This is a genomic window from Streptococcus mitis (assembly GCF_946188695.1).
GTDB classification, from domain to species: domain Bacteria; phylum Bacillota; class Bacilli; order Lactobacillales; family Streptococcaceae; genus Streptococcus; species Streptococcus mitis_DF.
The window spans coordinates 1-17,691 of sequence record NZ_CAMHWI010000020.1 but is presented as its reverse complement, the minus strand read 5'-3'; the positions used below and the strand labels follow the sequence as shown (position 1 = coordinate 17,691).

Here is a 17,691-nt window from a genome sequence, read left to right as displayed (position 1 = left end):
TTGCTACAGTTGAAGGAAAGGGCTTGCAGTTATCGGCTTTTGTGCTATAATTGCTATAATATAGTAAAAAACAAGAGGAGTGTGAGCAAGTGGAAAAGAAAATTGTGAAGGATATTTTGTTTTTATCTCAGGTATCTCAGCTGGCAAGTCAGGATGATCTGTATCTTGCCAGAGATTTGCAGGATACACTCTTAGCAAATCGTGAGACTTGTGTCGGTCTAGCTGCCAATATGATTGGGGTGCAGAAGCGCGTGATTATTTTTAATCTTGGCTTGGTTTCCGTGGTCATGTTTAACCCAGTGCTCCTGTCATTTGAAGGACCTTATGAGGCAGAAGAAGGCTGTTTGTCCTTGGTAGGTGTGAGATCAACTAAGCGTTATGAAACCATAAGGGTTGCTTATCGGGACAGCAAGTGGCAGGAACAGACCATGACCTTGACGGGTTTCCCAGCTCAGATATGCCAGCATGAACTGGATCACTTAGAAGGACGAATCATTTAGGAGGAAAGCAAATGAAACGAATAGTCTTTGAACTTATTTTTATCGCAACGACCTGGTATATCTTTTTACCGCCTCTTAACCTGACCAGCTGGGAATTTCTCTTTTTCCTCTGTGGGCATTTGTTGGTTGTGGCTATCTTATTTGGCTTTTGCAAGGGAATCAATCTGGTCAAAACGGTTCATGTGCGCCACGGCAAGGCGGAAGCTGCTTTAAATTTTGAGGGTTTCAAAATCAATCGGTTAGGGAAAATTCTTTTAGCTTCTATTGGAGGGATTCTTCTCTTGGCAGCTTTGGTTTCCTTGGTGACTTCTAGCATTTTTCAGGCTAAAAATTATGCCAATGTAGTTACGGTTACGGAAAAAGAGTTTACTGAATTTCCTAAGAGTGACACCAGTAAGGTTCCTATCCTAGATAGAAGTACTGCTGAAAAAATTGGGGACCGCTACTTGGGTTCCCTAACGGATAAGGTGTCACAGTACGTGGCGGCAGACACCTATACTCAACTAACGATTGATGGGAAACCTTATCGAGTTACACCGCTAGAATACGCTGACCCTATCAAGTGGTTTAATAATCAGGCCAAGGGAATCGGTGAGTATATTAAGGTGGACATGGTGACCGGAAATGCGGACTTGGTGGACTTGAAGACACCAATCAAGTATTCGGACTCGGAGTATTTTAACCGTGATGTCAAACGTCACCTGCGCTTGAAGTACCCAACCAAGATCTTCAAAACTCCCTCTTTCGAGGTGGACGATGAGGGCAATCCTTTCTATGTGGCGACGGTTTACCAAAAGCAATTTGGCTTAGCGGTTCCTCGTCCTGTTTCAGTCATTATCTTGGATGCCACAAATGGAGAAACCAAGGAATACAGCTTGGCAGATGTTCCAGAATGGGTGGACAGGGTTTATCCAGCTGAGGAAACCATTGAGCAAATCAACTACAACGGCAAGTACAAGGATGGTTTCTGGAATGCTATGATTTCCAAGAAAAACGTGACCCAGACTACCAAGGGCTATAATTACTTGTCTATCGGAAATGACATTTATCTCTACACAGGTGTGACGTCGGCCAATGCAGATGAAAGTAATCTCGGTTTCATCCTTGAGAATATGCGAACAGGAGAAATCACCAAGTACAGCTTGGCTTCTGCGACCGAAGAATCGGCCCGTGAATCAGCAGAAGGTGCTGTACAAGAGAAATCCTACAAGGCAACCTTCCCAATCCTAATCAACCTCAATGACAAACCTCTGTATATCATGGGCTTGAAGGACAATGCTGGTTTGGTCAAAGAGTATGCTCTGGTAGACGCAGTCGAGTACCAGAATGTCATCGTAGCTACGACAGTGGAAGAACTGCTCAGCAAGTACGCCAATAAAAACGACCTTGAAATTGACAATGCAACAACAGAAAGCATCAAGGGTGTGGTAGCAGACCTCAAATCAGCTGTTATCAAAGGTGATACTGTCTACTTCTTTAAAGTTGATGGCAAGATATACAAGGTCAAGGCCTCAGTATCAGATGACCTTCCTTACCTTGAAAATGGTAAAACCTTCGAAGGTCAAGTAGGAAAAGACAACTATCTCAAGACCTTTAAAGTGCAGTAAAAAAGGTTTATTTAAGAAATATATGTTATAATAAAGTAAATTAAGCCTAATGGAGGACAAACAAATGGGGTTTTATTTGATGCTTGCTTCAATGCTACTCGGACTGCTCGCTTTGAAGATAGGTTTTTCTCAGTTCAAGGAGAAAAAAGATAAATTCTTATCTATCTTAACAAGTTTAGCTGGCCTAGCCCTTGTTCTCGTGGCTGTCTGGTTAGGATGGCCCAAATAAACAGAGAAACCTCGGTCAAACCGAGGTTTTTCAGATGAATTTCTTGGTTGTGGCTAAAAAATATGCTACACTATTAATATGAAAATTTTAATCCCAACAGCAAAAGAAATGAACACAGATTTGCCAAGTATTGAAGCCGCTCCTTTAAAACCAGAAAGTCAGGCCGTGCTGGATGCCTTGGCCCTCTATTCTGCTAGTCAATTGGAGAGTTTTTACAAGGTATCAGCCGAGAAGGCGGCGGAAGAATTTCAAAATATCCAAGCTTTGAAAAGGCAAACTGCTCAACACTACCCAGCCTTGAAACTTTTTGATGGGCTTATGTACCGTCATATCAAGAGAGATAAGTTGAGCGAGGTAGAACAAGCCTATCTTGAAAATCATGTCTTTATTACTTCGGCTTTGTACGGAGTCGTTCCAGCCTTGTCACCTATAGCTCCTCACCGTTTGGATTTTTTGATGAAGTTGAAAGTCGCTGGTAAGACTTTGAAGAGCCATTGGAAGACAGCCTATGATGGAGCTCTGAGGCAGGAAGAAGTGATTTTCTCTCTCTTGTCATCCGAGTTTGAGACTGTGTTTTCTAAGGAAATCAGAGAAAAGATGGTGACCTTCAAATTCATGGAGGATAGAGGCCGCCAGCTGAAAATTCACTCAACTATTTCTAAGAAAGCACGTGGTGACTTCCTGACAGCCCTTATCGAAAATCAAGTACAGACGGTGGAGGAAGCTCGTCGTTTAAGCTTTGCAGGATTTAAGTACCGAGAAGATTTGTCACAACCACAGGAATTGGTTTTTGTAAAGGAAGTTTAGAAATAAGATATTTTGTATTGGACAATATGTATCATCAGCTATTTTATACTCTTCGAAAATCAAATTCAAACCACGTCAGCTTCGCCTTGTCGTACTCAAGTACAGCCTACGGCTAGCTTCCTAGTTTGCTCTTTGATTTTCATTGAGTATTAGTTTATAAATGAGAAAAAAGCGAACAAGCTAGTCTTCTGAGTGTCAGAAAAGTAGTCGTGTTCGCTTTTATTATGTTAGTTACTTGATCGCATTGACCAAGTCTTGAGCTTGTTTTTCAAGTGAGTTTAGGACTGATTCTTCGAGAACCAATTTTCCGTCTGCCCAGGCAGAGTCATTAACACGTGCAGCCGTGAAATCACCAACGACTTGCGTACGGATAAATGGCAAGAGGTCTTTATAGATAGCGAAGAGTTGATCGTGACCTGCATTGGCTACAGATGATACTGTGACAAACTTGTCTTGAAGGGCAGAAGCGCCACGTGTATCAGACAAGTCAAGGGCGCGAGATAGCCAGTCAAGCAAGTTTTTTACTGTTCCAGGGATAGAGAAGTTGTAGACTGGAGAGAAGATCCAGATGGCATCCGCAGCGAGAACCGCTTCACGAGCAGCCGCTACAGCTGGATGAGTTGGAACTTCCAAATCTTGGCTGAAGAGAGGAATAGTTGAATAATCAAGATAGCTAACTTCCGCTTTACCAGCAAGTGCTTTCTCAGCTTCGAGAGCCATTTGGTGGTTGAAAGAACCTTGACGTAGGGATCCGACGATAAATAATACTTTTTTAGACATGATGTGTCTCCTTTTTCTTAAATTTTCGAGAACTCTCTCGTTGTTATAAAATATATTACAACAAAACAAAAGGACTTGCAAGAAATTTGCTCAGAGTTTATTTGAAAACTATAAAATTGTAGAAACTCTAATCACTTGCGACTGGAATGCATTTGATTTTCGAAGAGTATTCTAACATTCTCTTGTAATATGATGACATAAGTGCTAAAATAAACAAGAAAACTCGCAATAGAAATCGCAGAACAGCTATTTTCCGGTATCATTTCATAAATCATTAAAGGAACAATAATGGCATTGAAGAATGCTTCTAAAAAGGGGTGGAGATCATGTAAGGCAAAGATTAACAAGTGACGGACAAAAGAAATAATAATACACTTGTTAAGGAGAAAAGATGTTAATAAGAAATTATCGGAAAAATATTGGCCTGATGGCCGGAGTTGAGTTTTTTGCATTTCTAGGGATTACCAGTTTTTGGATTCTCTTTCTCAGTCAAAACGGCATGTCTCTTTGGCAGATTGGACTTCTGGAAAGTATCTTTCATACGACCAGTCTTCTCTGTGAAATTCCATCTGGAATGTTAGCTGACCGCTATTCCTATAAGACCAACCTTTATTTAAGTCGTATAGCAGGGATTCTGTCTTCTATTCTCATGTTGGCTGGGCAGGGAAATTTTTGGATTTATGCCTTAGCGATGGCGGTAAGTGCCTTGTCTTATAATTTTGATTCAGGCACAAGCGCAGCAATGGTCTATGACTCGGCTGTAGAGGCTGGACTAAAGGAGCGTTACCTATCCATTTCAAGTTTCCTATCGGGAGTGTCAGAAGGAACTCAGTCTTTGGGGACAGTGTTGGCGGGATTTTTTGTCCATGGTCAATTGCACCTGACCTACTATATCATGATTGCGACTTCTATCATAGTTATTTTCCTGATTTGGATGCTGAAAGAACCAAGTGTCAAAGTAGAAAAAGCTGATAGTGTGACCATGAAACAAATTATTTGGACTGTTAAGGATGAGTTGAAGAGAAATCCCATGCTTTTAAACTGGATGATTTTATCTCAGATTGTCGGAGTACTCATGTGCATGTTTTATTTTTACTATCAAAATCAGTTACCAGATTTAAGTGGTTGGCAAATTTCAGCAGTTATGCTACTTGGTAGTCTCTTAAATATCGTCGCAGTCTATCTAGCGAGTAAGATTGGAAAGAAATATGCTGCCTTGAAGCTTTTCCCTATCCTCGTCCTGCTGACTGGAGTCACCTATATGCTGTCCTACTTTGGAACACCTCTAATCTATATTCTGATTTATTTGATTAGTAATGCTCTGCATGCTCTTTTTAAGCCGATTTTTGACAATGATTTACAAGGGCGCCTTCCAAGTGAAGTAAGGGCAACCATGCTGAGTGTCTATTCTATGATGTTTAGCCTAAGTATGATTGTGTTCTTTCCACTGACAGGCTGGTTGATTGACCATTTAGGCTTTGTAGTAGCATTTCTTTATTTAGGATCCTTCTTAGTCATAATTAGCCTTCTGCTACCTATTTTTTTAGGCAAAATGGCTAAAAGAATGAATGATAAAGTGATCCCATAGATCAAAAAAATTACGAAAACTTGAGTATCAAAGCTCAGGTTTTTTAATAGGTTGATTTTGGAGTTGTCTTTACTTTTCCTGCTCGGTTTTAACTAAGAAAAATCTGTTTCCTTTGAAGGAAGAAATAGAATTGGTTGCTTATACTCAATGAAAACCAAAGAGCAAACTAGGAAGCTAGCCGCAGGTTGCTCAAAGCACAGCTTTGAGGTTGCAGATAAAGCTGACGTGGTTTGAAGAGATTTTCGAAGAGTATTCTTGCATTCACTTGTAATAAAGCCTAATAGATGGTAAAATAGACGAGTGAAAAAAAGACAAAACAAAGCAAAAAATAATCTACTGTGGCAGTATGGTCTAGGGATGACGATTTTGTTTGTGGTTATCAGTGCTTCCTTTCTGTATCTGGTGTTTCTGGGTATGAAACCCTATCAAACAGCTAAAAGTGAAGGAGAAAAATTAGCTCAGCAGTATGCAGGATTAGAGCAGGCTGATCAGGTTGACTTATACAATGGCTTGGAATCCTATTATAGCGTTCTTGGTCGTAATAAAAAACAAGAAGCACTTGCTGTCCTGATTGGGAAAGATGACCATAAGATCTACGTTTATCAGCTAAATCAGGGTGTTTCACAAGAAAAAGCAGAAGCGGTTTCTAAGGAAAAAGGAGCAGGCGAGATTGACAAGATAACCTTTGGCCGTTATCAAGATAAGCCAATCTGGGAAGTCAAGTCAGGCTCTAATTTTTATCTAGTAGATTTTGAAACAGGAGCATTGGTCAATAAGGAGGGCCTATGAAACTATCCAACCGTGTTTTAGAAATGGAAGAAAGTGTGACCTTGGCTGCTGGAGCCCGTGCTAAAGCATTGAAGGCTGAGGGAAGAGATATCCTGTCTCTAACCTTAGGTGAGCCAGATTTCACTACTCCAAAAAATATCCAAGATGCCGCCATTGCATCGATTCAAGATGGGCGTGCTTCTTTTTATACAGTAACCTCAGGTTTGCCAGAACTCAAGGCGGCGGTCAATAGCTACTTTGAGCGCTTTTACGGCTATTCTGTTGCACCAAATCAAGTGACAGTTGCTGCAGGAGCCAAATATTCTCTCTATACCTTCTTTATGGCAGTGGTCAATCCAGGTGATGAAGTGATCATCCCAACCCCATACTGGGTCAGCTATGGAGACCAAGTCAAGATGGCTGAGGGAGTTCCCGTCTTTGTTCCTGCTAAGGAAGACAATCATTTTAAGGTGACAGTAGAGCAGTTGGAAGCAGCTCGCACAGACAAGACCAAGGTTTTGGTGTTGAATTCGCCATCTAATCCGACAGGAATGATTTATACCCGTGAGGAGCTCTTGGCAATCGGAAACTGGGCTGTTGAACATGACATTCTCATCCTAGCAGATGATATTTATGGTCGTTTGGTCTATAACGGGAATGAGTTCGTACCAATCTCTAGTCTATCTGAAGCAATTCGCAAGCAAACAGTGGTCATCAATGGTGTGTCTAAAACTTATGCTATGACAGGTTGGCGGATTGGTTATGCTGTCGGTGAAGCAGACATTATTGCTGCCATGTCCAAGATTGCTGGTCAAACAACCTCTAACCCTTCAGCAGTAGCCCAGTATGCAGCAGTTGAGGCCCTATCAGGTGAGCAAGATACTGTAGAAAGCATGCGTCAGGCCTTTGAGGAACGTCTCAATACCATTTATCCCCTTCTTGCGGAAGTGCCAGGATTTGAAGTAGTCAAACCGCAAGGAGCCTTCTATCTCTTCCCAAATGTTAAAAAGGCAATGGATATGAAAGGCTATACCGATGTGACAGACTTTACAACCGCTATCCTAGAAGAAGCCGAAGTGGCCTTGGTAACAGGAGCAGGTTTTGGAGCGCCAGAAAATGTGCGCCTCAGCTATGCGACAGACCTAGATACGCTTAAAGAGGCAGTTAGTCGCTTGAAAGCATTTATGGGTAGTGAGAATGATTGATCATTTTGAAATTAAGGTAAAAGATTTACACATTTCAGAAGGATTTTATAAGAGATTTCTCGCTCCTTTAGGATATGAATTGGTTTTTAGGACTAGTTCTCTAATCAGTTTTCTTGCCCCGAACAGCCCTCATCCTGGTGGTGATTTTTGGCTGGCTCAGGGGACACAAGATCCTATTCACTTTGCTTTTTTAGCAGAAAATAAGGAAGAGGTTCAAGCTTGTTATGAGGCTGGCCTAGAAGCAGGAGGGCGAGACAATGGGGCTCCTGGTTATCGCAGTGAGCATCCGATTTACTATGCTGCTTTTATGATTGACCCAGATGGGAACAATATAGAAGTGGTTTGCCATAAAGAATAAAAAAGAAAAGGAAAAATAATGACAAAACGTGTAACGATTATTGATGTAAAAGACTATGTTGGTCAGGAAGTGACGATTGGCGCTTGGGTTGCCAACAAATCAGGAAAAGGGAAAATCGCCTTCTTGCAATTGCGTGATGGAACAGCCTTCTTCCAAGGTGTAGCCTTTAAACCAAACTTTGTAGAAAAATTTGGTGAAGAAGTGGGACTTGAGAAGTTTGATGTCATCAAACGCTTGAGCCAAGAAACTTCTGTTTATGTGACAGGGATTGTCAAAGAAGACGAACGCTCTAAGTTTGGCTATGAGTTGGATATCACAGACATCGAAGTGATCGGTGAGTCTCAAGATTACCCAATCACACCAAAAGAACACGGAACAGACTTTTTGATGGATAACCGTCACTTGTGGCTTCGCTCTCGTAAGCAAGTAGCGGTTATGCAAATCCGTAACGCTATCATTTATGCGACTTATGAGTTCTTCGACAAGAACGGCTTCATGAAGTTTGATAGCCCAATTCTTTCAGGAAATGCGGCAGAAGATTCAACAGAACTCTTTGAAACAGACTACTTCGGAACACCAGCTTACTTGAGTCAATCAGGTCAGCTTTACCTAGAAGCAGGGGCTATGGCTCTTGGTCGTGTCTTTGACTTTGGTCCGGTATTCCGTGCTGAAAAATCAAAAACGCGCCGTCACTTGACTGAGTTCTGGATGATGGACGCAGAGTACTCATACTTGACACACGATGAATCACTTGACTTGCAAGAAGCTTATGTGAAAGCTCTTCTACAAGGTGTTCTTGACCGTGCGCCTCAAGCCTTGGAAACCTTGGAACGTGATACAGAACTTTTGAAACGCTACATTGCAGAGCCATTCAAACGTATCACTTACGATCAAGCCATTGACCTCTTGCAAGAGCATGAAAATGATGAAGATGCTGACTACGAGCATCTTGAGCATGGTGATGACTTTGGTTCACCACACGAAACGTGGATCTCAAACCACTTTGGTGTACCAACATTTGTCATGAACTACCCAGCAGCCATCAAGGCCTTCTACATGAAACCAGTTCCTGGAAATCCAGAGCGCGTGCTTTGTGCAGACTTGCTTGCTCCAGAAGGCTATGGAGAAATCATCGGTGGGTCTATGCGTGAGGAATACTACGATGCTCTTGTAGCTAAGATGGATGAACTTGGGATGGATCGTACAGAATATGAATTCTACCTTGACCTTCGTAAATACGGTACAGTTCCACATGGAGGATTTGGTATCGGTATCGAGCGTATGGTCACCTTCGCAGCAGGAACAAAACACATCCGTGAAGCTATCCCATTCCCACGTATGTTGCATCGTATCAAACCGTAAGAATAGGAAACGCCCATTGTGGCGTTTTTTTCTATAGAAATCTCTAGAAACGAAAGGAAATATTATCAGGTTTTCAAAATCGGCTCTTGATAATATGCGCTTTTCGTGAAAATATAGTGTATTGAATCTAGAACAGTACACTGTGTCTGCTAAAATATTTCTAGAAATTAATTTGCCTTTCTTAATCAGTTTGTTCATATCTTATTTTAATCCACTATATTTACTTCCTTTTCTTATAAAATTGAATTTGTGCTAGAAACATACTATTAGTTGTTTAGAATAGAATTCCATATCCTAGCGCATTAATGTTCTTGTTCAAAAATGGGTATTTGTACTATTTTCTTCAAGGAAGTATTAGATTGAAACCATAAATATATACAAGCATGAAACTTGAATTAATAATAGTGGAATGATACAATATTAAGTGATATTGATAATTATTGGGCAACCCTTTTTTAAGATGATAACCTCTTGATATTACTAAAAAATTTAAGGGGGGGGGGCTTTCTATTTGTCTGGATACTTCAATTCAATATTAAAAAACATGCATAAAGGAGGTTCTAAGTCTAATGAAGGGTAAACAACAAGATTTTAGAACGGAAAAGTATATACGTTACGGTATTCGTAAGTATAGTTTCGGTGCGGCATCGGTAGCGATTGCGGCTGGTTTAATGTTTTTGGGAAATGGAGCAGTTTCAGCTATTGAACAAAATCCAGTTTCAGACTCTAAAGAAAATATTCAAAAAGTAGAAAAACCTTCTCCAGAATTAGGAAAAAGTAATATCCAGTTGGTTGATAAGACAATTGAAACACCCAAGAAAGAAGAACTTAAAGTAAATAAGTCACTTCTTGAAACGAGTATTTCAAATTTAGAGGCTGCATTATCTAATGCTAAGTATGCGGATGCCTCAGTTGTAGCCAATGTTCGTGAAGCTTTAGCTACTGCGAAAGCTGTTTTGGCAAATGAAACTGCCAAGCAAGAAGAGGTAAATATTCAAAAAGATATTCTTGCTTCATTGAAAACAGTTGTAACTGAATCAAATAAACTTGGATTCGAGAAAGAACAGGCTGATAAAGATAAGGTAGCAAAAGAAGAAGTAGAAAGAAACGCTACACCAACAGAAAAAGCTCTTTCAGAAGCTAAATCAGAACTCGATAAAGTTTCATCAGAAGCAGATGTAACCAATACACTTGCGGTTACAGAACTTCGTAAGAAGGAAGTAGCAGAAGAGAATCGAGTTGCAATTGAAGCAGCGGTAGCCAAGAACCAATCCGTAATTGACGAATCAAAAATTCTTTTAGCTGACAAGAGTGTCACAAAGGAACAAGTAGATGCCCAATTAGCCCGCTTAAATGAATCAATTCTTGCGGTTTACAGTGAGCTTAAAAAAGCAGGAATTGGTCGTGATGGGAAATTTGCTGTAGTGTTGGCAGCACAAGATTTTTATGCTGAAAGATCTACAAGTACTACTCATGCTTCAGAAATAAATGCAACAATCCATACAGGATCAGATACATATACAATTCCACACCAAGAAATTACACTAACCAAAGGGGCTGGAACTGATACTTCAGGCCTAGAAGTAGTTGTGTATTCTAACCAACGTGATGGAGATCAACAAAATGCTGGAAATGGGATGCATACTGAACAAGGTGGAACAAGAGGACATAATAATACAGGGCGTGTTGATTATCCTTTAACACCAGAGGCTGCTAAAAAGTTAGCAGAAGAGGCTCCTTTATGGAGAAATAAACTTCGTGCAGATGGTTCAAGGATTTCAAATGCAGCAACTGCGATTTATTCAGCTAACGGTGGGTATGAATACCTAGCTACTGAAATTTACGGATATGGATACGAACAAGGAATTGATCGCGTATATATTAAAGGATTAAAAGATCGTATTGCTGTTACAGAGGCTGCTAAGCAAGCTGGCTGGAGTCTTACTTCTGTAACACCAACCAACCTTGTTCCTGGTTTAGCATATGATGAGGCTACAGATACTATTCAAGGGGTGATCTCTGCCAATATTGAAAACGGGGTATATGATTTACGTTTTGATGTAACTGCAAGCCATACTGACGGTCGTTCAGTAACTTTTCGACTTCAGAATTTACGTGCTGGTTGGGTAGGGTGGCAAGACACCACACCTCCTACAATAGAATCTGATTCTGCTCGTTATGAACGTACTGTAGGTGATGATGCGAATATCAATATCCGATTTTATGATGATGCTGGATCAAGTGCGATTCCTAAGGGTACTGCTGGAAACTATAATTATACAACAGCTGAAGGCAAGGTAATTACAGTTCGTAAACAGAATTCACCAGCTGTGACTGGTGTGTCAGGCTATAATACTACAGGAACGACTTTAGATGATTCTAAAGTGTTGATTCCTGGGACCAACTACAGTCTTTCTGATAGTACAAAAGATGAGCAAGCTAATGGTAGAACCAATAAGGGTAATGCTATTATTGGAGGGAAGGTTACGGAGGCAGGTATCTATACTGTCTCAGTATATGCTAAAGATTACGATAAACTGGCTAATAATAATGTTTGGAACCAATCAGGTCAAGAGGCGCATGCTTCCCTCACAGTTGTGGTGAAACCCAAAGTTGAGGTTCAAAACGTTGAAACTTACTCAACAACAGTTCCTGTTAAAATCTCTAAAGGTGCAACAAGTGCAAAAGTAACGATGCCAGATGGAACTGTAACAAATCTAAAAGTGGTTAACGGTAAGTGGCTTGTAGATAGTGGCTCAACCAATACAGCAGTTACTGAAAATCAAGAATTAGGTGCCGTAGATTCTAATACTGTCTTTAATATTCCCGTCACATCAGAAGCAACCGCAAAAGTTGGTGTGGATAACATTAAAGTAGAATCATCATCTGAAAATGTTAAGGGAACTTTCCTACGTGAACAAGTTGAATTAACTGGAACTGACGGTCAAAAACACATCGCAAAATTAAACAGTACATCTGGTCATTGGGAACTTCCAGCTGATTATGCTGAAGTAAAGACACCAAATGGTGATGGAACTACAACGTGGACAAAACGCGAAGTGTATACTGAAGCGCAACAAGATGGAGCAATGAAATTCTACATCTATGAGTATACTCGTCAGCTAGATATAAATGGTAAAGTAACAAGTGTTGATACACCAACTCGCCCACTCACTGTATATTCTTCTCAGAATACTAGTCAAGCAGGTGATGGAATGTCAGTAACAATCACTTATGATAAACATTCCAATACTTGGTCTTCATCAGATGGTACAGAAGTGACTGCTACCAAATTGGGTGACAATTCTTGGGAGGTGCAAACTAAATCAGGATTTGGTGGTATTATTAGAGGCACAATTGCGACAAACTCAGATGTTGCAACTGTAGTTAATACAAAACCAACAGCAAGTTCACAGGATTATACGTCTACAAAAGGAACTGCGGTAGATCTCCGTAATGAAGCAAAAGCTGCAGTGACAATCTCTGATACAGAAGATACTAAGTACGGAAAAACAACTTACATTACTCGTATTACGGTAACATCTCCTTCAGGAGTTCAGAAGGCTTATGATACTAAACAAGATGCAAGTAACTATAATCTTGCCAGTGGTTATACACTGAATGAAGTGGGAGTCTATACAGTAACAGTTGACGTTATTGATAGTAATGGCAATTACACTACAGATGCTACAATAGGTGGAACTGAATCTGGTGTGGATCATGGGGCTGGCTCATCAACAGCTACAACTACTTACCACATTACAGTAACAGACACGATTGAAGGTCACGATGCTACATCATCTGATATCCAAGGAGTTACTCAAACAGGAACACCAACCTTTACTTCTGTAGGTGATGGTTCAACCATCTCACCAAGTGCAACATTACCAGCTAAGTTGGTTGCAACTGACGGTAGTCTAGTTGATACTTTAACAGTTGCAAATGAGGGAACTTATACAATTAACCCAGCAACAGGTGTTGTAACCTTTAAACCACTTCCAACATTCACAGGACCAGCAACTCCAGTAACTGTCAAACTAACTGCTATTTTAGGTACAGATACTAACAATGCTAATATTACTGCAACTGCGACAGCTACATATACACCAACAGTAGTTCCAGTAAAACCAACAGCAGTAGCGTCTCAAACAACTGGACCTCAAGGGAAAGCCCAAACTTCTGCTATTAAGTTTGACGTAGCAGACACAGATGATACAACTGTAAACTTTGCTAAAGGAACAGTTGCTATTGATGCAAATACAACAAAATCTGTTGATCTTAATACAGCATCAGTAACTCTTCTTAATGCAGATGGTGATGCTGTAACATCTGTAACAGTTGCAAATGAGGGAACTTATACACTGGATACAGCGACAAATGTTATTACTTTCCAACCAGTCGCAACATTCACAGGAACTGTTACAAAACCAGTTAGTGTACGTATTGCAGATGCAAATGGTACTACTGTAACGACTACTTACACACCAACTGTCACAGATGTCACTATGACAGCTGAAAATGCAGTATCTACAGACGTTCAAGGCAAAACACAAACTGGAACACCAGAATTTGAAACGTCAGATTCATCAGTAACAATTGCGAAACGTCAGTTGCTTGATCCCACAACTATACAACCAACTACTAGTGTTACAATCGCAAATGAAGGAACATACACAATTAATCCAACAACAGGTGTTGTAACCTTCGTACCAGTTCCAACATTTACTGGAGAAGGGACAGGAGTAACTGTTCAAGCAACAGATTCAAATGGTGAGACAGCAACAGCTACTTATAAACCAACTGTAACACCAATCACGATTACTGGTGAAAATGTAACATCTAAGAATATCCAAGGTGAACAGCAGTCAGAAACACCACCATTCTCATCATCAGATAAGAGTGCTCCAGTATCAAATTACAAACTTGTAGATCCAGCTACTGGAAATCCAACGACTGCAACTTCAGTGACTGTTGAAAACGTTGGTACATACACAATTGATTCAACAACAGGTGTAGTAACATTCCAACCAGTTGCAACTTATAAAGGAACACCAGCACCAGTAACAGTTCAAGCATCAGCGACTATTACTAATGAAAAAGGTGAATCAACAGTCATCACAGGTACAGCTACTTATATTCCAACAGTAGTTCCTGTAGCCCCAACAGCTAAAGAATCAGCGACAGTTGGTAAGCAAGGTCAAGCGCAAACGTCACAAATTGTTTTTGACACCCCTGATACAGATGCTACAACATTGAACTTCGCTAAAGGAGAAACATCTGAAGTACTAGGTGAAGATGGTCAACCAAAATCAGTAGCTCTTGATAAGAATACTGTGACACTTCTTGATGCGAACGGAAACTCTGTAACCACTGTTACGGTTGATGGTGAAGGGACTTACACTCTTGATAAAACAAATAATGTTATTACATTCCAACCAACTGAGGAGTTTACAGGTAAAGCTACACCAGTGCGTGTGCAAATTGCAGATATCAACGGTACTACTGTAACAACTACTTACACTCCAACTGTTGTTGCTGAAGATGGAACGGTCATTGTTGAGTATAAGGATGAAGAAGGTAACGTTATCTCTCCTTCAACAACTCCAGTAAACAACGAAAAAGTAACAACTCCATTTACAACTGAGCCAAAAGAAATTCCTGGTTACACTCTTGTTAAAGTGGCAACAACAAATGGTACGGTTGATGAAGGTACTAAGAATGTTTCAGGTAAGGTTACAAATGATACAACTACTGTAACATATACTTATAGAAAGAATGTTCAAACAGCAACTATTTCTTACTATGATGTGACAACTGGTGCAGAAGTTGCGATAGATTCAGCTAAAGTACCAGCAGCATCTGTTGAGACAGTAGAAGGTGTTTATAACGGTGCTATCGACTTTATTAATCGTGAAAAAGCAATTGCAGCTCTTGAAAAAGCTGGCTATACGTTAGTAGAAGACAGTTTCGCTGCAGCAACGACAGCTGATAAACTGTTTGATAACGACACAGCGGTAAATCAAAACTTCAATGTAATAGTTAAACAACGTGTGGAACCAGTGACTCCAAATGATGAGAAACCTGTTCCAGGACAGCCAGTTAATCCAGAAGATCCAAACTCACCTGTATGGCCAAGTACTGCAGAAAATCTTGAGTTAACTAAGACAGTTACTCGTACAATCAAGTACCGCTACAATGATGAGAATGGTAAAGCAGTAACAGTTGATAAAGTTCAAACAGTAACCTTCACACGTAGCGCAAGTATTAACTTAGTAACAGGAAATGTGGAATATACTGACTGGTCAGCAGCACAAACTCTTGAGGAAGTGGTTTCTCCAGAAGTAGCTAATTATACTTATAATAAGAAAACTGTTCCAAGTCTTGAGGTAACAAACGAGTCAACTGATAGTACAGTGTACGTTATCTATACACCAGTAGCACCAACTACAACACCTGCTACATCAACTGATATCCAAGGTAAGGCACAGACAGGTACTCCAACATATAAACATGCTGATGGAACTGAGTTGAAACCAACAACAGATAATCCAGCTAAGTTCGTTGGAACTGAGGAAACCACTATCCCAGCTACTAAGGATGGTAAGACAGTTGGTACATATACAATCAATCCAACTGGTATAGTAACCTTCACACCAAATAAAGACTTCGTTGGAACACCAGACCCAGCTAAAGTAGTTGTAACAGATCCTACAAATGGTACAACTGTTGAGTCAAGTTACACTCCAACTGTAACTCCAGTTACACCAACAGGTGTGGATACAGGTTCTACAGGTCCTAAGAACACTCCTCAATCTGGTACACCAACATTTGTACCTGGTCATAAAGATGTACCAATGGACAATACTGTTCCTGCTACATTTGAAGATGGTACAACAAGTAAAACAGTTCCAAACGAAGGAACATATACTGTTGATCCAACAGGTAAGGTAACTTTCACACCAAATAAAGATTTCGTTGGAGCTGCAACAGGAGTAACTATTGTACATAAAGATACTAATGGTACTGTAGCGAAAGCTAAGTATACACCAACTGTTTATGAAGTGAAGTCTGATACACAAGTTGCAACTGTAACTTACAAAGATACTAACGGAACAATTCTTGGTGAAGTGGATATCCTTCAAGGTGATTCTGGTTCTGAAATGAACTACTCAACTGCAGAACGTATTAACGCACTGAAAAAACTTGGCTACGAACTTGTGTCTGATGAGTTTACAAAAGCTGATGGCAACAAGCAATCATTTGATAATGATACGAATGTTGTTCAAAAATTTGTTGTCACTGTTCAACCACGCCTTGTTCCAGTTACTCCTAGTGATGTGACACCAGTTCCAGGTCAACCAATTGATCCAGAGGATCCAAATTCACCAGTATGGCCTGAAAACATTAAGGATTTGACAACTTCAGAAGAAGTAACTCGTACAATTACTTATGTTGATGGAGATGGAAAAGAGGTTACTACTTCTGTGACTTCATCCGTTAAATTCACTCGTGATGCTAAGGTGAACTTAGTAACAGGTGAAGTTACTTATGGTGAATGGAAAGCAGCTCCAACTGATGTTCTTTCTGGTAATAAACTTCCACTTGTAAAAGGTTATATTGCAGTAAGTGGAGATATTGAGGCATCTACCAAGGATCAAACTGTTAAGGCTGAAGACAAAGATATCGTTCAAAAAGTTGTCTATAAGAAACTTGGAGCCTTGATTCCAAACGTTCCAGGACAAACAAATTCTCCACGTATTGATTATCCAAATGATCCAAACGGTGATCCAACTAAACCAGGTGTACCAACGGAAGATATTGTAATTCCTTATGTTCCAGGTTACATTCCAAGAGATAAAGATGGAAATCCGTTGAAACCAGTTGATCCAGAAGATCCAACAAAAGGTTATGTGCCACCAACATTACCAACTGATCCGAGTCAAGATACACCAATCAACTATACGAAGATTACAACGTCTTATGTGACAGTTGATCCAAATGGTAAAGAAGTATCTATTCCAAATTATCCAAGAGAAGACGGCGAACAACCTAAGAAAGATATTCCAGGTTACCGCTTCGTAGAAACGAAGAAATTGCCAAATGGAGATACAGAACATGTCTATGAAAAAGTGAATACATTATTCAAAGATAAAGAAGGCAATGAGATTCCGAACTATCCAAGTGAGCCAGGCACAGTAGATAAGAAAGACATCCCAGAATACAGATTCGTAGAAACGAAGAAACTACCAAATGGAGATACAGAACATGTCTACGAAAAAGTGAATACATTCTTCAAAGATAAAGAAGGCAATGAGATTCCGAACTATCCAAGTGAGCCAGGCTCAGTAGATAAGAAAGACATCCCAGAATATAGATTCGTAGAAACGAAGAAACTACCAAACGGAGATGTAGAACATGTCTACGAAAAAGTAACAACATTCTTTAAAGACAAAGATGGAAATGAAATCAAAGAAAAAGAAAGTGGTT

General features: G+C 40.1%; 11 protein-coding genes. 10 read left to right on the top strand and 1 reads right to left on the bottom strand.

Annotated elements, in window-relative coordinates; genetic code table 11:
- Positions 1–89 precede the first annotated feature (89 nt).
- The 4 genes from N8L33_RS08400 to yaaA all read left to right on the top strand — a co-directional run bounded on the left by N8L33_RS08400 (position 90) and on the right by yaaA (position 3,143).
- Positions 90–500 (top strand): peptide deformylase, encoded by a 411-nt coding sequence (locus N8L33_RS08400; protein ID WP_261059590.1) that lies wholly within the window; start codon positions 90–92, stop codon positions 498–500.
- Positions 501–511: 11 nt separating this feature from the next.
- Positions 512–2,107 (top strand): hypothetical protein, encoded by a 1,596-nt coding sequence (locus N8L33_RS08395; protein ID WP_261059589.1) that lies wholly within the window; start codon positions 512–514, stop codon positions 2,105–2,107.
- 64 nt (positions 2,108–2,171) lie between these two features.
- The gene (locus N8L33_RS08390) at positions 2,172–2,336 is read left to right on the top strand and encodes a YczI family protein (protein ID WP_049511965.1); all 165 of its coding nucleotides are present in this window, start codon (positions 2,172–2,174) and stop codon (positions 2,334–2,336) included.
- A 78-nt stretch (positions 2,337–2,414) separates the two neighbouring features.
- On the top strand, positions 2,415–3,143 hold the full coding sequence (gene yaaA / locus N8L33_RS08385) for a peroxide stress protein YaaA (protein WP_261059588.1): 729 nt from the start codon (positions 2,415–2,417) through the stop codon (positions 3,141–3,143).
- Between the two features lie 231 nt (positions 3,144–3,374).
- On the opposite strand, the gene N8L33_RS08380 is transcribed toward yaaA, so the two are convergent.
- Positions 3,375–3,923, bottom strand: coding sequence for an NADPH-dependent FMN reductase (locus tag N8L33_RS08380; protein WP_261059587.1), 549 nt, complete (start codon positions 3,921–3,923; stop codon positions 3,375–3,377).
- A 391-nt stretch (positions 3,924–4,314) separates the two neighbouring features.
- Between N8L33_RS08380 and N8L33_RS08375 the strand changes: the two genes are divergently transcribed.
- The 6 genes from N8L33_RS08375 to N8L33_RS08350 form a co-directional block, all read left to right on the top strand.
- The gene (locus N8L33_RS08375) at positions 4,315–5,511 is read left to right on the top strand and encodes an MFS transporter (protein WP_261059586.1); all 1,197 of its coding nucleotides are present in this window, start codon (positions 4,315–4,317) and stop codon (positions 5,509–5,511) included.
- A 300-nt stretch (positions 5,512–5,811) separates the two neighbouring features.
- Positions 5,812–6,300, top strand: a complete 489-nt coding sequence (locus tag N8L33_RS08370) for a cell wall elongation regulator TseB-like domain-containing protein (protein WP_261059585.1) — start codon at positions 5,812–5,814, stop codon at positions 6,298–6,300.
- On the top strand, positions 6,297–7,484 hold the full coding sequence (locus N8L33_RS08365) for a pyridoxal phosphate-dependent aminotransferase (protein ID WP_261059584.1): 1,188 nt from the start codon (positions 6,297–6,299) through the stop codon (positions 7,482–7,484). The genes N8L33_RS08370 and N8L33_RS08365 overlap by 4 nt, the downstream gene beginning before the upstream one ends.
- Positions 7,477–7,842, top strand: coding sequence for a VOC family protein (locus N8L33_RS08360; RefSeq protein WP_261059583.1), 366 nt, complete (start codon positions 7,477–7,479; stop codon positions 7,840–7,842). Before N8L33_RS08365 ends, N8L33_RS08360 begins: the two co-directional genes overlap by 8 nt.
- A gap of 18 nt (positions 7,843–7,860) precedes the next feature.
- Positions 7,861–9,204: an asparagine--tRNA ligase gene (gene asnS, locus N8L33_RS08355; RefSeq protein WP_419991842.1), complete on the top strand. Its 1,344-nt coding sequence runs from the start codon at positions 7,861–7,863 to the stop codon at positions 9,202–9,204.
- Between the two features lie 569 nt (positions 9,205–9,773).
- Positions 9,774–17,691, top strand: a 7,918-nt coding sequence (locus tag N8L33_RS08350) for a mucin-binding protein (protein WP_261059582.1), incomplete at its 3' end; no start/stop codon positions are given.

Coding starts and splice junctions, on each gene's coding strand:
- N8L33_RS08395 (WP_261059589.1), top strand. CDS start 512: ATGAAACGAATAGTCTTTGAACTTATTTTTATCGCAACGACCTGGTAT.
- N8L33_RS08390 (WP_049511965.1), top strand. CDS start 2,172: ATGGGGTTTTATTTGATGCTTGCTTCAATGCTACTCGGACTGCTCGCT.
- yaaA (WP_261059588.1), top strand. CDS start 2,415: ATGAAAATTTTAATCCCAACAGCAAAAGAAATGAACACAGATTTGCCA.
- N8L33_RS08380 (WP_261059587.1), bottom strand. CDS start 3,923: ATGTCTAAAAAAGTATTATTTATCGTCGGATCCCTACGTCAAGGTTCT.
- N8L33_RS08375 (WP_261059586.1), top strand. CDS start 4,315: ATGTTAATAAGAAATTATCGGAAAAATATTGGCCTGATGGCCGGAGTT.
- N8L33_RS08365 (WP_261059584.1), top strand. CDS start 6,297: ATGAAACTATCCAACCGTGTTTTAGAAATGGAAGAAAGTGTGACCTTG.
- N8L33_RS08360 (WP_261059583.1), top strand. CDS start 7,477: ATGATTGATCATTTTGAAATTAAGGTAAAAGATTTACACATTTCAGAA.
- asnS (WP_419991842.1), top strand. CDS start 7,861: ATGACAAAACGTGTAACGATTATTGATGTAAAAGACTATGTTGGTCAG.